Origin of the sequence: Clostridium sp. MSJ-8 (assembly GCF_018918325.1) — a bacterium.
GTDB lineage: Bacteria > Bacillota > Clostridia > Clostridiales > Clostridiaceae > Clostridium.
Map to the genome: position 1 here is coordinate 1 of NZ_JAHLQH010000016.1, position 17,650 is coordinate 17,650.

Consider the following 17,650-nt stretch of genomic DNA (forward strand, 5'->3'; position numbering starts at 1 on the left):
TCTTATAAAAATTATAACTTATTTCAAATATTTTAGCTATAAAAACAATCTAAAAAACTGACTTTACCCTTGCAAACACAATAATTTAGCTAAAACGGAAGTTAGTTTTGCATTCAACGTGTAAATGTATATCCAAGTTCATTTGCAACATCAATAGCATCTGTATTAGTAGAAACATATTGGAATGTAAATCTTGCTATTCCAATCAGTTATGGATTATATGAAGTTGGTATTAGTAGAAACATATTGGAATGTAAATTAAATTCTTTCTTATTAATTAACTCACCGAATGTAGTATTAGTAGAAACATATTGGAATGTAAATCCTAAGTTTTTTTCCATTGTCTATATCACACCTCCATGTATTAGTAGAAACATATTGGAATGTAAATGGTGCAACAATCCACTCACTTTTATCTCTTGTTTTAGTATTAGTAGAAACATATTGGAATGTAAATGCTAAGCAAGCTGTTGCTTACGATTTTGTTGAAGGTATTAGTAGAAACATATTGGAATGTAAATGATTATTATTTTTCGGATACTAATTTGATGAAACATGGTATTAGTAGAAACATATTGGAATGTAAATGCGGTATTAATTGCAGCAGCTATAGGAGTAGTTGTAGGTATTAGTAGAAACATATTGGAATGTAAATTTGCTTGGTGGAAAAAATTCTAAGATTGAAATAGATTGTATTAGTAGAAACATATTGGAATGTAAATATAGGCGATTATAAGGTTGCTGTAGGCGATAAGTTAGTATTAGTAGAAACATATTGGAATGTAAATTCAGATTAGAAATCTTGATAAGGCTTGTTTGTATCTGTATTAGTAGAAACATATTGGAATGTAAATTTGCTTGGTGGAAAAAATTCTAAGATTGAAATAGATTGTATTAGTAGAAACATATTGGAATGTAAATATTATAGATTGGACAGAGGCAGAAATATGGGAATTTGTATTAGTAGAAACATATTGGAATGTAAATTTAATGATGCAAGCACTAACTTACTATACTTAAATGCAGTATTAGTAGAAACATATTGGAATGTAAATTTGGAATACTGCCGTTTGTGAAGAATTGGGTATAAAGGTATTAGTAGAAACATATTGGAATGTAAATCCTTTTTATTGTTAAAATATACTTGTTCACAAAACGTATTAGTAGAAACATATTGGAATGTAAATTTAGAATAATCAGGAGGGGGTTTCCCCCTTCCCCCGTATTAGTAGAAACATATTGGAATGTAAATTGTGAATTTGCTTTTGCATCTGATGAACGAAAAGATGGTATTAGTAGAAACATATTGGAATGTAAATTGACGAATTCGGCGAGATTCAAGAGCATTAACCAAAGTATTAGTAGAAACATATTGGAATGTAAATAATGAAGATGAAAGTCACAAAAAAGCTTTAGAGTTAAGTATTAGTAGAAACATATTGGAATGTAAATTAACATATAAATTATCTTTTTTCATTTGTGTTTTCGGTATTAGTAGAAACATATTGGAATGTAAATAGAAATCATAGAGGATTATATAGCTTCCATCTACTGTATTAGTAGAAACATATTGGAATGTAAATTATATAAATAAATGTGTTGGATATTGTGGTTGTGAAAGTATTAGTAGAAACATATTGGAATGTAAATATATGAACTCATCAAAAATTATCTTATTGACTTTTGGGTATTAGTAGAAACATATTGGAATGTAAATTCCACAAAATAATTTAGAAATGAGCCAAATTATGACAGTATTAGTAGAAACATATTGGAATGTAAATTTTGTGTTATATTATATATATAGCACAAACTAGCACTGTATTAGTAGAAACATATTGGAATGTAAATAGCTCTGCTAGATAAATCTTCTCTAAGCTATAATCCGTATTAGTAGAAACATATTGGAATGTAAATAGATTGTATAAAAGTTAAAGAAGAATTGGATAAAACAGTATTAGTAGAAACATATTGGAATGTAAATATGAAAGCGACGTAGTAAACTATGTACAAGCAAATAGGTATTAGTAGAAACATATTGGAATGTAAATGGATAAATAGATCCTATTTTAACTTGTAATTTATCAGTATTAGTAGAAACATATTGGAATGTAAATTATCGAAAACAGATTAGATTTACGGCATATGATGGTATTAGTAGAAACATATTGGAATGTAAATAAGGAAAATCAAATTTTACTGTTAAGAACAGACATTGTATTAGTAGAAACATATTGGAATGTAAATCTGCGTCATAGATGGTAGGGATATCATTATTCAAACGTATTAGTAGAAACATATTGGAATGTAAATGAAGTTGCGGCTGAATAATATGTTAGGTGACAGATAGTATTAGTAGAAACATATTGGAATGTAAATGGGACATATTGTCATAGAAATTGGGGATATGAACTTGTATTAGTAGAAACATATTGGAATGTAAATACTATGTTATCCCATATTTCCTTATTACTATTAAATGTATTAATAGGAACATATTGGAATGTAAATATAAACTATGTTATCTTATAATAATTAATTAAGGTTTTAGATATTTAATTAATTTTGCATAATACTTAAAAGACAATAAAAGGTGAAAAAAGCACCCACAATAGTAGATGCTTACACACTTTCTCCTAGCTTTTCAATTTCAGCAAGTTTAGGAGAATTATTTATACAACCTTTCTCTAACATATTAGGTACAGTAATTATACCTACATTGTTCCATTTTAAATAAGAAGTCATTGCTTTGTATTGAGCAATAGCAGCATCGAATACATTATCTGCACCAGCATCTAATAATAGTGCTGTTTTGTTAAAGTTAAAACCTATACTTCCACAAGCATATAATCTATCTATAACTGTTTTTAACTGAGCTGTTATATCGAACCAATATATTGGTGAAGCAAATACTACCATATCAGCTTTTTTTAAGTTTTCCATTATATCTTTCATATCATCATTTATTATGCATTCACCAGAGTGCGAATAACAATATCTACATGCTTGACATCCTTTTATATTCTTGTTGGCAATATTTAAAATGGTCACTGTATGATTATTTTTTAATGCACCTTTTTTAAATGTTTCAGCCATAATTTCTGTATTACCATTTTTTCGTGGACTTCCATTTAATATAACTATATTCAAAGTTTTCCCCTCCATTTTATTAAGATATTTTATAATTAAATCAATTTACACATTAAAATATTATAACATATTAATAAAAATATATATAAATAGAGTGGCTATATTGTTGGTTAATAAATAGGTGTAAATATTAATGTATTAAAATATTAGAAAAAAGAGGAAAAAGCACAAGAGTAGTAGAATTACATATATTGTAATCTTATTATAAGAGATAGAATGATGGAGAAGAAACTTTTTATAAGGGGGAAAAGAGATGAGTTTTAGATTTTCTGATAGGAAGGTTGAGTATGCTAATAGATGGAAGATTAATGAATTAGGAGAAGATATAGTTGAATTAGATAGGTATGAAGGGGAAGTTTATGAAGAAGGTACACCTATAAATTCAGAAACATTAAATACAGTTATTGATGAAGTTTTCAATGCTCTTAGTGAAGGACTTACAAAAGATGAGGTGATTAAACTTATTAACGAACAAATAAATGATAGGATTATAGAAGACAATAGTGTAACTACTTCTAAAATACAAGATAATGCAGTTGTTCCTTCCAAGATTCAAGGTGAATATGAGAATTATGTTGAAACAATTGAAAATGATAAGACAATAGATATTACAACAGGAGAATTAATAGATAATAAAGGTTCTTATGTAACTAATTTTATTAAGATAAAAGATGAGAATGGAGACATTCATCCTAATTTATATGTGAATAAGTGGAAGGAAGATTTGTTATGGGTAGGCTATGATAATGATAGAACTACAGTTATTAACTTTGGTAATGGAGATGCAAGTGTAGTAGATTTGTGTTATAAAGTGAATTTTGAGAATGTATACTATGTTAGATTTATTGGTTATTCAGACATATGTAGAAGCGATTTATTTGTAGTTTCTAATCAGGAATATAAATACTTAAAATGGTTACGTTTAACAGAAGAAAATTATTCAGAACAAATAGGAATGGAGAATGTAAGAAATTGTGTTGCTAGAATTAGAGAAGCACAGGTATTTAAGGTTAAAATTAAAGATGGAATAGCTACACTAAAAGCTTTAAGAGGGGCATTAGCTTATATTAATAATGTAGATAAAAGAATATGCTATAGTGGAGATACTGATTCTATTAACTTAAGTGATCAAACAACTTATGCAATTATATATGATATATATCAAAAAGCTACAAAGATAGTAGAGTATAAATCCATATCATACAAGTGCATTATATTTGCTTATATATATTATTATAATAAGAATACGGTTAAGGTTGCATTATTAGGTAATGATAATAGCATAAGTGTATATAATAATGATATTAGAATATTTGATGCTGAGACAGAAGAGAGTATTTTTAATAACTATCCTAATAAGGCAAGTGCTGTGTGGAATGATTGGTCAACTGTAAAGGTTGACAAGTTAGTAGCACCAGTTCCTTTTGTATTTAATAGCTCTATTTATGCAAAAAATGGTATGTTTGTTGCAAAGGCTGGATTGACTAATACTTGGAATAGTTATGATAACGGAAAAGGTGGTCATATTGTTCAGTTATTTGCTAATGACAAGAGTTATAGAGGAACACTGATTTTAGATGATAGAATAGATAGTTTACCAGTTATAGCATTACAGAGCTGGATAACTACAGGAAAGGGTCATATGTCATTTGGTTGGACTCATTTAGGTGCTGATTCATGTGGATTTGTAGATGAAGTTAGTATAGGTAAAGAAACAGGTATATATGTGAATCCAAAGGTATCTATATTTAATACTCCAACTATTATGAAACCGCAACCACTTATAACCAATATGCCTATGCAATATCAAATGAATGATAATGGTGATTATGTTCTTGATGAAAATGGCGGTAAAATACCTGTAATAGGGGAATCTATAGAGAATAAAAATGTACTTCAAGTTAACGAAAATAATGATTTATGTTATCATAGGGCAGATACAAACAAATGGTACAAGATTAATATGACGGAAATAACAGAATAGCATAATATAGATATTGGTAATTATAACAACAGATGAGGTTATTATGTATTCAGTAAGATAATAAGTATAAAACAGAGTGCTATCTATGTTTTAAATAAGCACTCTGTTTTTATATTATATAAGAAGTGTCAATAGAGGTATGGTTACCATTGAAAATAATGTTGAAACAAATACTATTTGAGAAGCAAATAGTGAATCACAATCATATTTTTCAGCAAGAATAGAAGTAGTACTTCCAGCAGGTAGTCCACACATAAGGACAATAATTGATACTAGTAATTTATCTAAGTTAAATAAACTTAAAACTCCAAGGGTTAATAATGGAAAAGCTACAAGTCTCAAAAATGTATAATATAATATAGGTTTTGAAAATAGTGATTTTATGTCTGCATCAGCTAATATTGATCCAATTACTATCATAGACATAGGTATTGTACATTTACTTACACTTGTTATTGAATTATTAAGAAATACTGGTAATTCAATAGGTAATACCATAAGTAAAAATCCTATAAATATGGATACTATACATGGGTGTACTGCTAACTTCTTAAATGCATCTTTTTTGCTAACATTAGTAAATAAGGCAAGCCCAGCAGTCCACATAGTGAAACGTAGAGGTATTTGAGCTATAGAAGTATATAATACTCCCATACTACCATATAATGCTTCAGCAACAGGTAGTCCTACGAAGCTAGAGTTAGAACATATTATACCATAAGACATAACGCTCTTTTTTTCTTTAGGATATTTTATAAATAATAACTTACTTATATATGTAGCAAATATCTGAACTATAAGTGATATTATTATCGCATATATACAATTCTTCCAGAACGAAGCAGTCATCTCTATCTTCTCTAGAAATGAGTGTATTATATTACAAGGAAGAATAAAGTTTATAAGTAGGTCTGATAAAGTTTTCTTGGTTTTATTATCTATAAGACCTTTTTTCTTTAATATAATACCTACTAGCATAAGAGTAAACAACATGAGTTGAAGATTTATCATGTTTAGAAAAAACTTCATAATTAAAAGCCCCCTATTTAGTTTTTTTATACAATCAATATAGTATTATAGCACGAAAGGGAGTATATGATAAGTGTAACTATATATGAAATATGTTATAATTTCTAGGAATAAATTTTTGATGCTTGGAGATAATTATATGAGTAAAGATTATAATAGAGAACAACTTAAGGAAGATATTATTCATGGAACAGTGTTGTTTCCATTAGCTAGTTATAATTGGTCAGATCGTGGAGAGTTTGTAGTTAATTTACATTGGCATGATGAGATGGAGATAGTTTTTTTTCAGCAGGGGAATTTCATAGTACATATTAACATGGAGAAGTATATTATAGATAAGCCTGCATTTATGTTTATTTCTTCAGGAGATATTCATTCTATAGTGGGAGCACCAGATTGTATAGAGAGTGCTATAGTTTTTGATCTTAAGATGCTTAGTTTTGAGTATTTTGATGGAATACAATATGAGATTATAAGACCTCTATTAGAGAAGAAGATAAGTATGCCTACTATTATATACGAGGATGATGTTATTTGGCAGGATCTGCTTAGAAGCTATAACGGAGTTCTTGAAGAGTTAGAACATGAGGGGTTAGGAAGTTTTATCAGGATTAAGTCTCATATATATAATATAATTGCAGCTTTTTATGATAATAATAAGTTTAGTGATTTTCAGGAGATAAGTGAGAGTAGCACTTATAAGATAGATAACATTAAGAGAGTTTTGACTTATATTCATAATCATTATAATGAGAAGATATATATAGAAGATTTGTCAGAATTGTTGAATATGAACACTCAATATTTCTCTAGATACTTTAAGAGATTAGTAGGGAAGACACCTACAGATTATATATGCGAGGTTAGAATAGAGAAGGCGAAGGAATTACTTATAGAGAGTAATGAGAAGATAATAGAGATTGCTATGGAATGTGGATTTGATAATGTTGGGTATTTTATTAAGAGATTTAAGGAGTATAAACATGTTAGCCCATCTGAATATAGAAAGATAAAAAAGTCAAAATAATATAATTTTTTGTCATAATTGAATAAGTAAACCTTTACCTATGTATCTATAATGTAAGTATAATCAATGAAGAGAAAGAAGGTTTTCATTATGATACAAAAGAAGTGGTGGCAAGACAAGGTTGCATATCAGATATATCCTAAGAGTTTTAATGATACAAATGGGGATGGAATAGGTGATATTAGAGGTATTATAGATAAATTAGATTACCTTAAGGAATTAGGTATAGACATAATATGGATTTCGCCTATATATAAGTCTCCTTTTATTGATCAAGGTTATGACATATCTGATTACTATAAGATAGCAGAAGAATTCGGTACTATGGAAGAGTTTGACGAATTATTAAGTGAAGCTAAGAAGAGAAATATGTATATAGTTATGGATTTAGTTGTGAATCATTGTTCTGATAAACATGAATGGTTTCAGAAGGCATTAGCTGATCCAGAAGGCGAATATGCTGATTATTTTTACTTCAGAGAAGGTAAGGATGGTAGAGCACCTAACAATGTACGTTCTTATTTTGGCGGAAGTATATGGGAACCTATAGAGGGTACTAATAAGTATTATCTACATTCATTTGCAAAAGAACAACCGGACTTAAATTGGGAGAATCCAAAAGTGAGACAAGAAATATATAAGATGATTAATTGGTGGTTAGAAAAAGGTGTTGCTGGATTTAGAATAGATGCTATCATCAATATAGCGAAGAATTTAGATTTTCCAGATTATCCTGTAGATGGAGAAGATGGTTTATCATCAATAATTAATTTTATAGCTGATTCAGAAGGCATAGGTCAGAAATTAGAAGAACTTAAACATGAAACATTCGATAAATATAATGCATTTACAGTAGGGGAAGTCTTTAATATGAAGGATGATGAGTTAGCTGAATTTGTAGGTGATAATGGACATTTTTCAACTATGTTTGACTTTACAGCAGAAGTATTAACTAGTGGAGAAGATGGTTGGCACAGTGCAAGAAAACCTGAGTTTAAGGTGTGGAGAGATGCTATGTTTGAATCTCAAGAGAAATGTGAAGACATAGGTTTTCTAGCTAATATAATAGAGAATCATGATGAACCTAGAGGCGCTAACAATTATCTTCCTAGTTATGCACAAAATAATAATGGTGTTAAGATGCTTGCTACGACTAGTATTTTGCTTAGAGGAATTCCTTTTATATATCAAGGCCAAGAGATTGGAATGAGAAATTGTAAGATGGATAGTATAGCTGATTATGATGATATAGAAACTATTAATCAGTATAATGTGTGTCTAGAAGTAGGACTTACTGAAGCAGAAGCACTAGATGTATGTTATAAACATAGTAGAGACAATGCAAGAACACCTATGCAATGGAGTAGTGAAGGTAATGCAGGATTTACTACTGGTAAGCCATGGCTTAAGGTTAATCCAAACTACAAGGATATTAATGTAGAGGATCAATTATCAGATGAATCATCAGTACTTAGATACTATCAGAAGCTTATAGCTCTTAGAAAATCTACTGATTATTCAGAAGTATTCACATATGGTACATTTATTCCTAGATTTACAGAATTAGATAATATATATTCTTATTCTAGAAGATTAGATAATAAAGAAGTACTTGTTGTGGCAAATTATTCTAGAGAAAAAATTACTATAGATCTAGAAGAAGTAAATGGAGTTGTTATTTTAAGTAATAAAGATAGAACTGGCAATATTGAAGGAAGATTAGAATTATCATCTTGTGAGGTTATGGTTATAGAAATAAAATAATAAATCTGTCTACGTACTTATAATCCAATAAATGTTTTGACAAGAATTAAATAAGCTAATATAACATTACTTAAGAATAAAATTAAGGAGGTACTATAATGAATTGGGCAACATTAGGATGTGGAGTTATTGCAAATGAACTTGGCAGTAGCTAAGGAGAATAATGTTATATTGGCAGAAGCTATGACTATATTTCATATGCCATTATATAAGAAGCTTAATGAGATAGTTAGGAGTGATAAGTTAGGACCTCTTAGAATGATACAAATGAACTTCGGTAGTTATAAGGAATATAATATGGAAAATCGTTTTTTTAATCGTAATCTAGCAGGAGGTGCTATGTTAGATATAGGTGTTTATGCATTGTCTTTCATCAGATGGTTTATGTCAGAAAAACCAGACAACGTAGTATCTCAAGTTAGGTATGCACCTACAGGAGTAGATGAACAAGCAGGAATATTACTTATGAATTCATTAGGAGAGATGGCAACAGTATCATTATCATTGCATGCAAAACAACCTAAGAGAGGTACAGTAGCATTTGATAAGGGATATATTGAAGTGTATGAATATCCTAGAGGTAGCAAGGCAACTATTACTTATACGGAAGATGGGCATCAAGAGGTTATAACAGCAGGAGATACTAGTGATGCTTTATTGTATGAAGTACAAGATATGGAGAAAGCTATACAAGGTGATGATGGAGTTATTCATATGGATTATACTAAAGATGTTATGGAAATAATGACAGATATAAGAAAATCATGGAATATGACTTATCCAGAAGAAGAATAAAATAATTGGGAGAATAATATATTATGTTAAGTACAAATGTTGATTTGATAAGAGGTAAAATATTAAAGTCACTTATAATATTTGCAGTGCCATTATTTATATCTAACCTATTTCAACAACTATATAATACAATAGATGTTATGATAGTTGGCAACTATCTAGGAGATGTCTCTCTTGCTGCAATGGGAGCTTGTGCTGCTGTTTATGAGTTACTTATAGGATTTGCGCAAGGTGTAGGTAATGGATTAAGTATAGTTGTAGCAAGAAGTTATGGATCAGGTAATGAGAAGTTAGTGAAAAAATCAGTAGCAGGATCTCTAGTTATAGGAGTTATTATATCTATAATTATAATGATAATATCTGCTTTATGTCTGTATCCATTACTTCGAGTACTAAACACACCAAGTAATATAATAAAAGAAGCATATTCGTATATAAGTATGATAACAATGTTTGTATCTGTTATGTTCATGTATAATTTATTTGCAGGAGTGCTTAGAGCAATTGGAAATAGTATTATGCCTCTTATATTTTTAATTATATCTTCAGTATTAAATGTTGTATTAGATATATTTTTTATAACTAAGATGGATATGGGAATAAGGGGAGCTGCAGTAGCTACAGTTATAGCTCAAGGTGTATCTGCACTATTATGTATTATATATATTTATTCTAAGTGTAAGATTTTAATACCTAGTAAGAAAGACTTTACTTATGATAAGGAACTATATAAGGAATTATTATCCCAAGGATTATCAATGGGAATTATGCTTATGGTGGTATCAGCAGGTACTGTTATCCTTCAGAGTGCTATTAATGGATTGGGATATCTTACAATAGCAGCTCATACAACAGCTAGAAAAATAAGCAGTTTTGCTAACATGCCATGTATTGCATTATCACTTAGTTTAGCAACATTTGTATCACAGAATAAAGGTGCAGATAAGAGAGATAGAATAAAAAAGGGAGTTAGATATACTAATATATTATCTATAGTATTTGGATTTGTAGCTTTTGGATTACTAGTTATAGTAGCACCTGCATTAGTAAAGCTATTATCAGGTTCAACAGAGGCGTTAGTTATAGACAAAGGGACAAGGTATTTAGTTATTAATTCATTATTTTATCCTGTACTAGGAATATTACTTAATCTTAGAAATTCCCTTCAAGGATTAGGGGAGAAACTTATACCATTAGTATCTAGTGTTATAGAACTTGTAGGAAAAATATTATTTGTAATATTATTTATTCCAACTCTTAAATATACAGGAGTAATATGGTGTGAACCTATAATATGGTGTCTTATGTGTATTCAACTTGCTTGGTCATTTTATAGAAATTCATATATTAGAAATAAAGAAAACTATGTACATTTTGTTGAAAATGAAGCAAAATAGTGTTAGAATAACTTGGAAATTTTTTGATTATAAGGCGAAGATGTATATGGAACGTTCATTTGAAGTATTATTATATGGAATGCAATTTAGAAAATTATTAGAAAAAGAATTAGATTGTTTGCAAAAAGAATATGATTTGTGCAAAATAGATATGCATATATTGTTATATCTCTTTAATGCAGGAGATAAGAATACAGCAAGAGATATAAAGAATCTTAAGATGTTTACTAAAGGACATATATCTCAATCACTTAATAGGCTACATAATAGAAGATATATTGAGATGGTTAAAGATGATAAGGACAAACGATGTATGCATATACTTCTTGATAGAACTGCAGATGGAATTATAAGTAGGATATTAGAAGCATATGATAGAATTAATAAGATAGTATTTCAGAATATTACAGATGAAGAAATGCAAGTGTTAAAATCAGTGGCAAGCAAGATAAATAATAATATAAAAGGTGTATTGGAAGAAAAGAATATAAAATGATGAAATAATTATTATGTAACCTCATGAAAGAGAGACTAGAAGTTTTTGTATGCTTGGAGCGATAATATAAGTATTATAAAAGCCTCTAGTCTTTTCCATAAGTGTGTTGAAGTATATAATTGTAAGAAATAATTAATATTTGTATAAGATTCTACTTGTTGACAAACTATTTTTTTAGAGTTAAAATAGTTTAAAATTAAACTATTTTTTATCCCTTAAAAGAATATTCCAATAATTATTTATTGGAATATTCTTTTAAAAATATATTAGCACTCAATAAAGCTAAGTGCTAATAATGACGAAAAAGTAGTTTTATAAAAATAAAATGGGGTGATTTGGTGGTAGATATAAGAAATTATTCAAATGAACAAGAGAGATTATGTAGAGAAAACGATAAGATTGCACCTAAACTATATGAAGAATATGGAGTAAATTTAGGATTAAGAGATAAAAATGGGAATGGAGTATTAACAGGACTAACTAATATATCAAAGATTATATCTTTTAAGAATGAAAATGGACAAAAAGTTCCTTGCGATGGAGAGTTATGGTATAGAGGATATAATGTAAAAGATTTAATTAGAGATTTAGGACCTACAGAGTTTGGATTTGAGAAAATAGCTTATTTATTACTTATTGGGCAATTACCTGATGATAATCAACTTGAAGAATTCAGTAATATAATAGGGCAAAGTAGAACATTGCCTACTAATTTTACTAGAGATGTTATAATGAAGGCACCTAGTTCTGATATTATGAATAGTATGACAAAGAGTATTCTTACTCTTGCATCGTATGATGAAACAATAAAAGACAATAGTATAAGTAATAGTTTACGTCAATGTATACAACTTATTAGTTTATTTCCATTATTAGCTGTATATGGATACCATTCTTATAATCATTATGAAAATGATGAGAGTATGTATATTCATAGACCAGATCCAAAGTTATCAACAGCAGAAAATCTTCTTATGCTATTAAGACCTGATAAGAAATATACACCTGTTGAAGCTAAGGTTTTAGATACAGCACTTATATTACACATGGAACATGGTGGAGGAAATAATTCAACATTTACAACACGAGTAGTTACTTCATCAGGTTCAGATACTTATTCAACTATTGCTGCAGCTATGTCTTCCCTTAAAGGACCAAAGCATGGTGGGGCAAATATCAAGGTTATGGAGATGATGGAAGATATCAGAAATAACATTAAAGATATTGAGGATAAGGAAGAAGTTGAAAATTACTTAAGTAAGATATTAGCAGGGGAAACCTTCGATGGTAAAGGTTTGATTTATGGAATGGGACATGCTGTTTACTCTTTATCAGATCCTAGAGAAAAAATATTTAAGAAGTATGTTGAGAAGTTAGCCATAGAGAAACATCGTGAAAAAGATATGCAGTTATATAATACTATTGAGGAATTAGCTCCAAAGTTAATTGCAGAGAAGAGACGTATATACAAAGGGGTAAGTCCTAATGTAGATTTTTATAGTGGATTTGTATATGATATGCTTGGAATTCCACAAGAATTATATACAGCGATATTTGCAGTAGCTAGAATAGTAGGTTGGAGTGCACATAGAATAGAAGAACTTATATGTGCAGATAAGATAATTAGACCTGCTTATAAGAGTGTTATGGAAGAGAAAAACTAAGAGATATAATTAAAGAAGATATATAATAGAAAAAAGAAATAATAATGTAAAAGATAAGAGAAGCCTAAATTTAAGCTTCTCCTATCTTTTTATCCATATTAATAATATGATTAACTAACCAGGAATTTAGAAATTCTAGTAAGTCTCTAATTGATGCATCTTGATTATCATCAATTGTATTAAGATTATAATCATCTAATTTCTTGATAAATTGTTCATGTGCTATTTGCTGTTCTTTTAAACCAGCATAGTTAATTTCTTTCATGTATTTTTCCTCAGTTGCAAAATGAAGCTGAGTATATTCTTTTAATTCATCTAATAGTTCCATAATTCTATCATATTTATCAACTAATAAATCATTAGTTAATAATTCATATGTTTTGTCTGTTATTTCAAATAAATGCTTATGTTGCTCATCAACAATGTCAATATTAGTTTTATAGGCATCCTTCATTTCATACATTTTACTTCATCTTCTTTCATAAATAAAATAATATTTAGATAATAAATATATGATAAAATGAGGAAATATCAAAGTCAACGAGTACTAAAACATGTTAACAGAAAATTATAATATTAATGAATTAAATTTCGTTTTTACTTAAACCTAAAACCTCTTTGTTATCTCTTATCAAGAAAAACATAACTAGTGGGAATACAAGAGATAATAGTGAAGTTGCTTGGAATCCTGTAACAGCTATTCCATATATTAAGTTGATTATAGTTATAATATAGTAGCCGTATACACCTATATAATTCTTTGCAAGTATAAGAATTAGAGATGCTATAATTAAGGCACCTAGTACTATAGAGATAATATAATCAGTTGTAGTTGGAATAAGTCCGGTATCTAATCCCATGGATTTATAAGCTGATTCTATTTCGTCTTTGAAGAATATTCCTATAATTGTTACAAGAAGTGATATTGCATTTACCACTAACAAGAATATTGATACTCCTTTTAATGCTCCTGATAATTTATTTTGGTTCATTTCCATATTTTCAACCCCCTTTTTTAAATGTAGACAACATCATTATAACACATAATAGAGATGGTGGTAGGAAAGAATAACTTAAGGATATCTTAAGTTTTCATTTATTTACAGTATGTGTTAATTTATGTTATATTACAAATATAAAATATAGAAGTATAGGGAGTTTTTGAGTATGAAGAAGAAAAACATAATAATTTCAGCAATTATAATTGTAGTGGCTACAATTATTTTAGTTACAGTAAATAAGGTATCACATAAAGGAAATTCAGGTTCTGAAACAACATTAAAAACTACCAAAATAGATGTATCGGATAAAATATATATAAATGGTGAAGTAAAAGCTGTAGATAGCACTAATATATATTTAGATAATACAAAGGGTGTAGTTGATTCGGTAGCAGTTACAGATGGGCAAGAAGTGCAAGCTGGCGATTTATTATTTACTTACAGAAATGATACAGTAACTAGTCAAGTAGAAGAGTTAACTAGTCAAGTAACAACATATAATAGTCAAAAGTCTAGATTAGAGTCAAAGAAATCTGATGCTAATAATAAATTAAATGATAAGAAGAATACTATTAGAGATCTTGAAGCTAAAGTTAATAATGATGCTACAGGTATGATAGCACAAGAGTTAGAACAAGCAAAAAGTGAAGCTCAAGCATATGAGCAAGAAATTGCAGGATATGATGATCAAGTAGCTACAATAAATGATTCGATAAATGATTTAAATAGTAAGACACAGAAACTACAATCAGAGGAGAAAGTTGAAGTTAAGGCAGAAGTTAAAGGAATAGTTAGAATAGTTGGAACTAAGGATGATTATACAACTGCATATATGAAGATAGATAGCAGTGATTTCTGTGTTAAAGGAACTGTTAATGAGAAAAATGTAGCCAAGGTTAAGAAGGATCAAGAGGCAGAATTATTAATAATAGCTTTAGATAAAACAATAAAAGGAAAAGTTCTAGAAGTGTCAAGAGAACCAGTGTCAGCAGCAGAACTAGGAGCAGAAGCTACAGCTAGTAGTGCAAGTTCATCGTTATCTTCATATAGAGTTGTTATTTCTGTAGATTCTTCAGAAGATTTATTAACAGGATATCATGTACAAGCTACTATAAAAGAAAAAAGTAAGGATATTGAAATATCTAAAAAAGCAATAATAGAAGAAGATGGCAAAGAATATGTATTTAAAGTTGTAGATAATAAGCTAGTTAAGACAGAAGTTAAAACTAATACTACAGAAAAGGGAAAGGCTATAGTTGAAAGTGGCTTAGAAGATGGAGATAAAATAGTTACTAACCCTACATCTAATACAAAGGAAGGAATGAAATTAGATGAGTAGTTTAATAAGCTTAATAGACATAAATAAATATTATGTTGTAAATAAGGAAAAAATGCAAATTTTAAAGTCTATTAATATAGAGATAGAACAAGGTGAATTTGTTATGATAATGGGTAAATCTGGTTCGGGGAAAACTACTTTAATGAATTCATTAGGATTTCTTGATAGATTTAGTGATGGAAAATATTTATTTAATGGTGAAGATGTAACTGATATAAAAGAAGAGAAAAAATCAGAACTTAGAAATAGATATATGGGATTTATATTTCAACAGTTTCATCTTATAGATTCCTTAACTATAGGGAAAAATGTTGAACTACCGCTATTGTACAAAGGTGATGTAGAGAAGAAGGAAAGAGATAAACTTGTTAGAAAATATTTAAAGCTTGTAGGCTTAGAAGAAAAAATAGATAGATATCCAAAAGAGCTATCTGGAGGACAACAACAGAGAGTGGCTATTGCTAGAGCACTTATATGTGATCCATATGTAATATTTGCAGATGAACCTACAGGAGCACTTGATAGTGAGACAGGGATTCAGATAATGGAAATATTAAAGGAACTTAATAAGGATGGCAAGACTATAATTATGGTTACTCATGATGGAGACCTAACTAAATACGCTACTAGAGTAATAAGAATTAAAGATGGTTTAATATTAGAGGAGAAATAAAAGATGTCTATAGGAAATTTAATAAAAACAGCACTATATAGTATAAAAGCACATAAGTTAAGAGTGTTTTTAACTATGATAGGAATAATAATAGGTATAAGCTCTACAGTGGCAATGAAATCTATAGGAGATGGACTTACTGAATATATGGTTAGTTCTATGCAAGAATCTGGCTCTAATGTATATCAAGTATATTTTAACAATGACAATTCTGAGATGGACTCTGGAATGGTAGAATATTTTGATGACAATGATATAGCGGATGTAGAAGCTATAGATGGAATAACCAAGGTTGAAGCAGCAACTAATATGGGGACTTCTGATCAGATATATGGTACATTGAACTTCTTTGGATCAACTTATGAGACATATGTATCATCATATTCTGATTATAATCCAGATATGAAATATGGTAAGTGGTTTGATGGAAATAATGATAGCAAGAAACAAATAGTTTTAAACTATAAAGCTGCTGAGAAGCTTATGGAAAATCCAAAGAATGCGATAGGAAAAGGTGTAACATTTAATGGTGAAATATATGAAGTAATAGGAGTAACTAAGGATTCAGATAGTTTATTTGATATGACTTCTATGTTTTGCTTTATTTCAAGTAAGAATGTGGCAAGTGTTGCAAGTGCAGATAGTATATATCAATTAAACTTTACCATAGATCCTGAGTATGGAAATACTGATGATATATTTGATGAAGTTACTGAATTACTTGCAAAGAACCACCCACAATTACAAGGTAAATATGAAGTATATGATCCAAGCGCAAATGTTGAATTGATATCTAATGTTATAGGTGGATTAACCACTTTTGTAACTGCAATAACTGGAATTGCTTTATTTGTAGGTGGAGTTGGTGTTATGAACATAATGTATGTTTCTGTAACAGAGAGAAAGAGAGAAATAGGAATAAGAAGGGCAATAGGTGCTAAACCTAATTCTATAATGTTACAGTTTTTATTAGAAGCAGTTATTGTTACTGGAATAGGAGGAATAATAGGAATAATATTTGGTGCAATATTTGGGAAACTAATAGGTCTTATAATTCCTATAGATGGATTTAAGGCGGTAATAACATTGAAGACGCTAATACAATCAGCATCTGTTTCAGTATTAGTAGGAGTATTGTTTGGTATAGTACCAGCACAAAATGCAGCGAAGTTAGATCCAATAAAGGCGATATATCAATAAAGATTTTAATTATATATAGTGAAAAAGTTAAGTTAGCTAAATGTTGTAAACTTCTTAAAGATCATACAGTGGTACAACATTTTTAAAGCTAACTTAATTTTTTTACTCTTTAGGAAATTATAGGCTAGTAA

At 29.0% G+C, this 17,650-nt stretch carries 14 protein-coding genes and 1 CRISPR repeat array; of the genes, 10 read left to right on the forward strand and 4 right to left on the reverse strand.

Annotated elements, in window-relative coordinates; translation table 11 throughout:
• Positions 1-162: 162 nt before the first annotated feature.
• Positions 163-2,511: a CRISPR direct-repeat array (repeat unit 30 nt; unit sequence GTATTAGTAGAAACATATTGGAATGTAAAT).
• A 111-nt stretch (positions 2,512-2,622) separates the two neighbouring features.
• Positions 2,623-3,150, reverse strand: a complete 528-nt coding sequence (locus KQI77_RS02735; protein ID WP_216388128.1) for a flavodoxin family protein — start codon at positions 3,148-3,150, stop codon at positions 2,623-2,625.
• 253 nt (positions 3,151-3,403) lie between these two features.
• Here KQI77_RS02735 and KQI77_RS02740 point away from each other — a divergent pair, with 253 nt between their 5' ends.
• Positions 3,404-5,134: a hypothetical protein gene (locus KQI77_RS02740; RefSeq protein ID WP_216388130.1), complete on the forward strand. Its 1,731-nt coding sequence runs from the start codon at positions 3,404-3,406 to the stop codon at positions 5,132-5,134.
• Between the two features lie 114 nt (positions 5,135-5,248).
• Here KQI77_RS02740 and KQI77_RS02745 read toward each other — a convergent pair whose 3' ends face one another.
• Positions 5,249-6,163: an AEC family transporter gene (locus tag KQI77_RS02745; protein ID WP_216388132.1), complete on the reverse strand. Its 915-nt coding sequence runs from the start codon at positions 6,161-6,163 to the stop codon at positions 5,249-5,251.
• Between the two features lie 139 nt (positions 6,164-6,302).
• On the opposite strand from KQI77_RS02745, the gene KQI77_RS02750 reads away from it, so the two are divergent.
• From KQI77_RS02750 to KQI77_RS02775, 6 genes are all read left to right on the forward strand, one after another.
• Complete coding sequence (locus KQI77_RS02750) at positions 6,303-7,190, forward strand: AraC family transcriptional regulator (RefSeq protein WP_216388134.1); 888 nt, start codon at positions 6,303-6,305, stop codon at positions 7,188-7,190.
• Positions 7,191-7,283: 93 nt separating this feature from the next.
• The gene (locus KQI77_RS02755; protein WP_216388261.1) at positions 7,284-8,954 is read left to right on the forward strand and encodes an alpha-glucosidase; all 1,671 of its coding nucleotides are present in this window, start codon (positions 7,284-7,286) and stop codon (positions 8,952-8,954) included.
• Between the two features lie 135 nt (positions 8,955-9,089).
• Positions 9,090-9,749, forward strand: a complete 660-nt coding sequence (locus tag KQI77_RS02760; protein ID WP_367397269.1) for a Gfo/Idh/MocA family protein — start codon at positions 9,090-9,092, stop codon at positions 9,747-9,749.
• Positions 9,750-9,772: 23 nt separating this feature from the next.
• Entirely contained in the window at positions 9,773-11,146 is a 1,374-nt protein-coding gene (locus tag KQI77_RS02765) for an MATE family efflux transporter (RefSeq protein WP_216388136.1), read from the forward strand.
• Between the two features lie 46 nt (positions 11,147-11,192).
• Positions 11,193-11,642, forward strand: a complete 450-nt coding sequence (locus KQI77_RS02770) for a MarR family winged helix-turn-helix transcriptional regulator (protein WP_216388138.1) — start codon at positions 11,193-11,195, stop codon at positions 11,640-11,642.
• Between the two features lie 338 nt (positions 11,643-11,980).
• Positions 11,981-13,306: a citrate/2-methylcitrate synthase gene (locus KQI77_RS02775; protein WP_367397270.1), complete on the forward strand. Its 1,326-nt coding sequence runs from the start codon at positions 11,981-11,983 to the stop codon at positions 13,304-13,306.
• A gap of 70 nt (positions 13,307-13,376) precedes the next feature.
• On the opposite strand, the gene KQI77_RS02780 is transcribed toward KQI77_RS02775, so the two are convergent.
• Both KQI77_RS02780 and KQI77_RS02785 read right to left on the reverse strand, forming a co-directional pair.
• A complete protein-coding gene (locus tag KQI77_RS02780; protein ID WP_216388139.1) occupies positions 13,377-13,769 on the reverse strand; it encodes a bacteriohemerythrin in 393 nt (130 codons plus the stop codon).
• A 121-nt stretch (positions 13,770-13,890) separates the two neighbouring features.
• The gene (locus KQI77_RS02785; protein WP_216388141.1) at positions 13,891-14,304 is read right to left on the reverse strand and encodes a hypothetical protein; all 414 of its coding nucleotides are present in this window, start codon (positions 14,302-14,304) and stop codon (positions 13,891-13,893) included.
• Positions 14,305-14,473: 169 nt separating this feature from the next.
• On the opposite strand from KQI77_RS02785, the gene KQI77_RS02790 reads away from it, so the two are divergent.
• Genes KQI77_RS02790 through KQI77_RS02800 form a run of 3 tightly spaced genes read left to right on the forward strand, consistent with a single transcriptional unit; the run spans position 14,474 to position 17,519 of the window.
• Positions 14,474-15,646, forward strand: coding sequence for an efflux RND transporter periplasmic adaptor subunit (locus KQI77_RS02790; RefSeq protein WP_216388143.1), 1,173 nt, complete (start codon positions 14,474-14,476; stop codon positions 15,644-15,646).
• Positions 15,639-16,319 carry an ABC transporter ATP-binding protein gene (locus tag KQI77_RS02795; protein ID WP_216388145.1) on the forward strand — a complete coding sequence of 227 codons (681 nt, stop codon included), beginning with the start codon at positions 15,639-15,641 and terminating at the stop codon, positions 16,317-16,319. The genes KQI77_RS02790 and KQI77_RS02795 overlap by 8 nt, the downstream gene beginning before the upstream one ends.
• 3 nt (positions 16,320-16,322) lie before the next feature.
• The gene (locus KQI77_RS02800) at positions 16,323-17,519 is read left to right on the forward strand and encodes an ABC transporter permease (protein ID WP_216388147.1); all 1,197 of its coding nucleotides are present in this window, start codon (positions 16,323-16,325) and stop codon (positions 17,517-17,519) included.
• Positions 17,520-17,650: the final 131 nt, after the last annotated feature.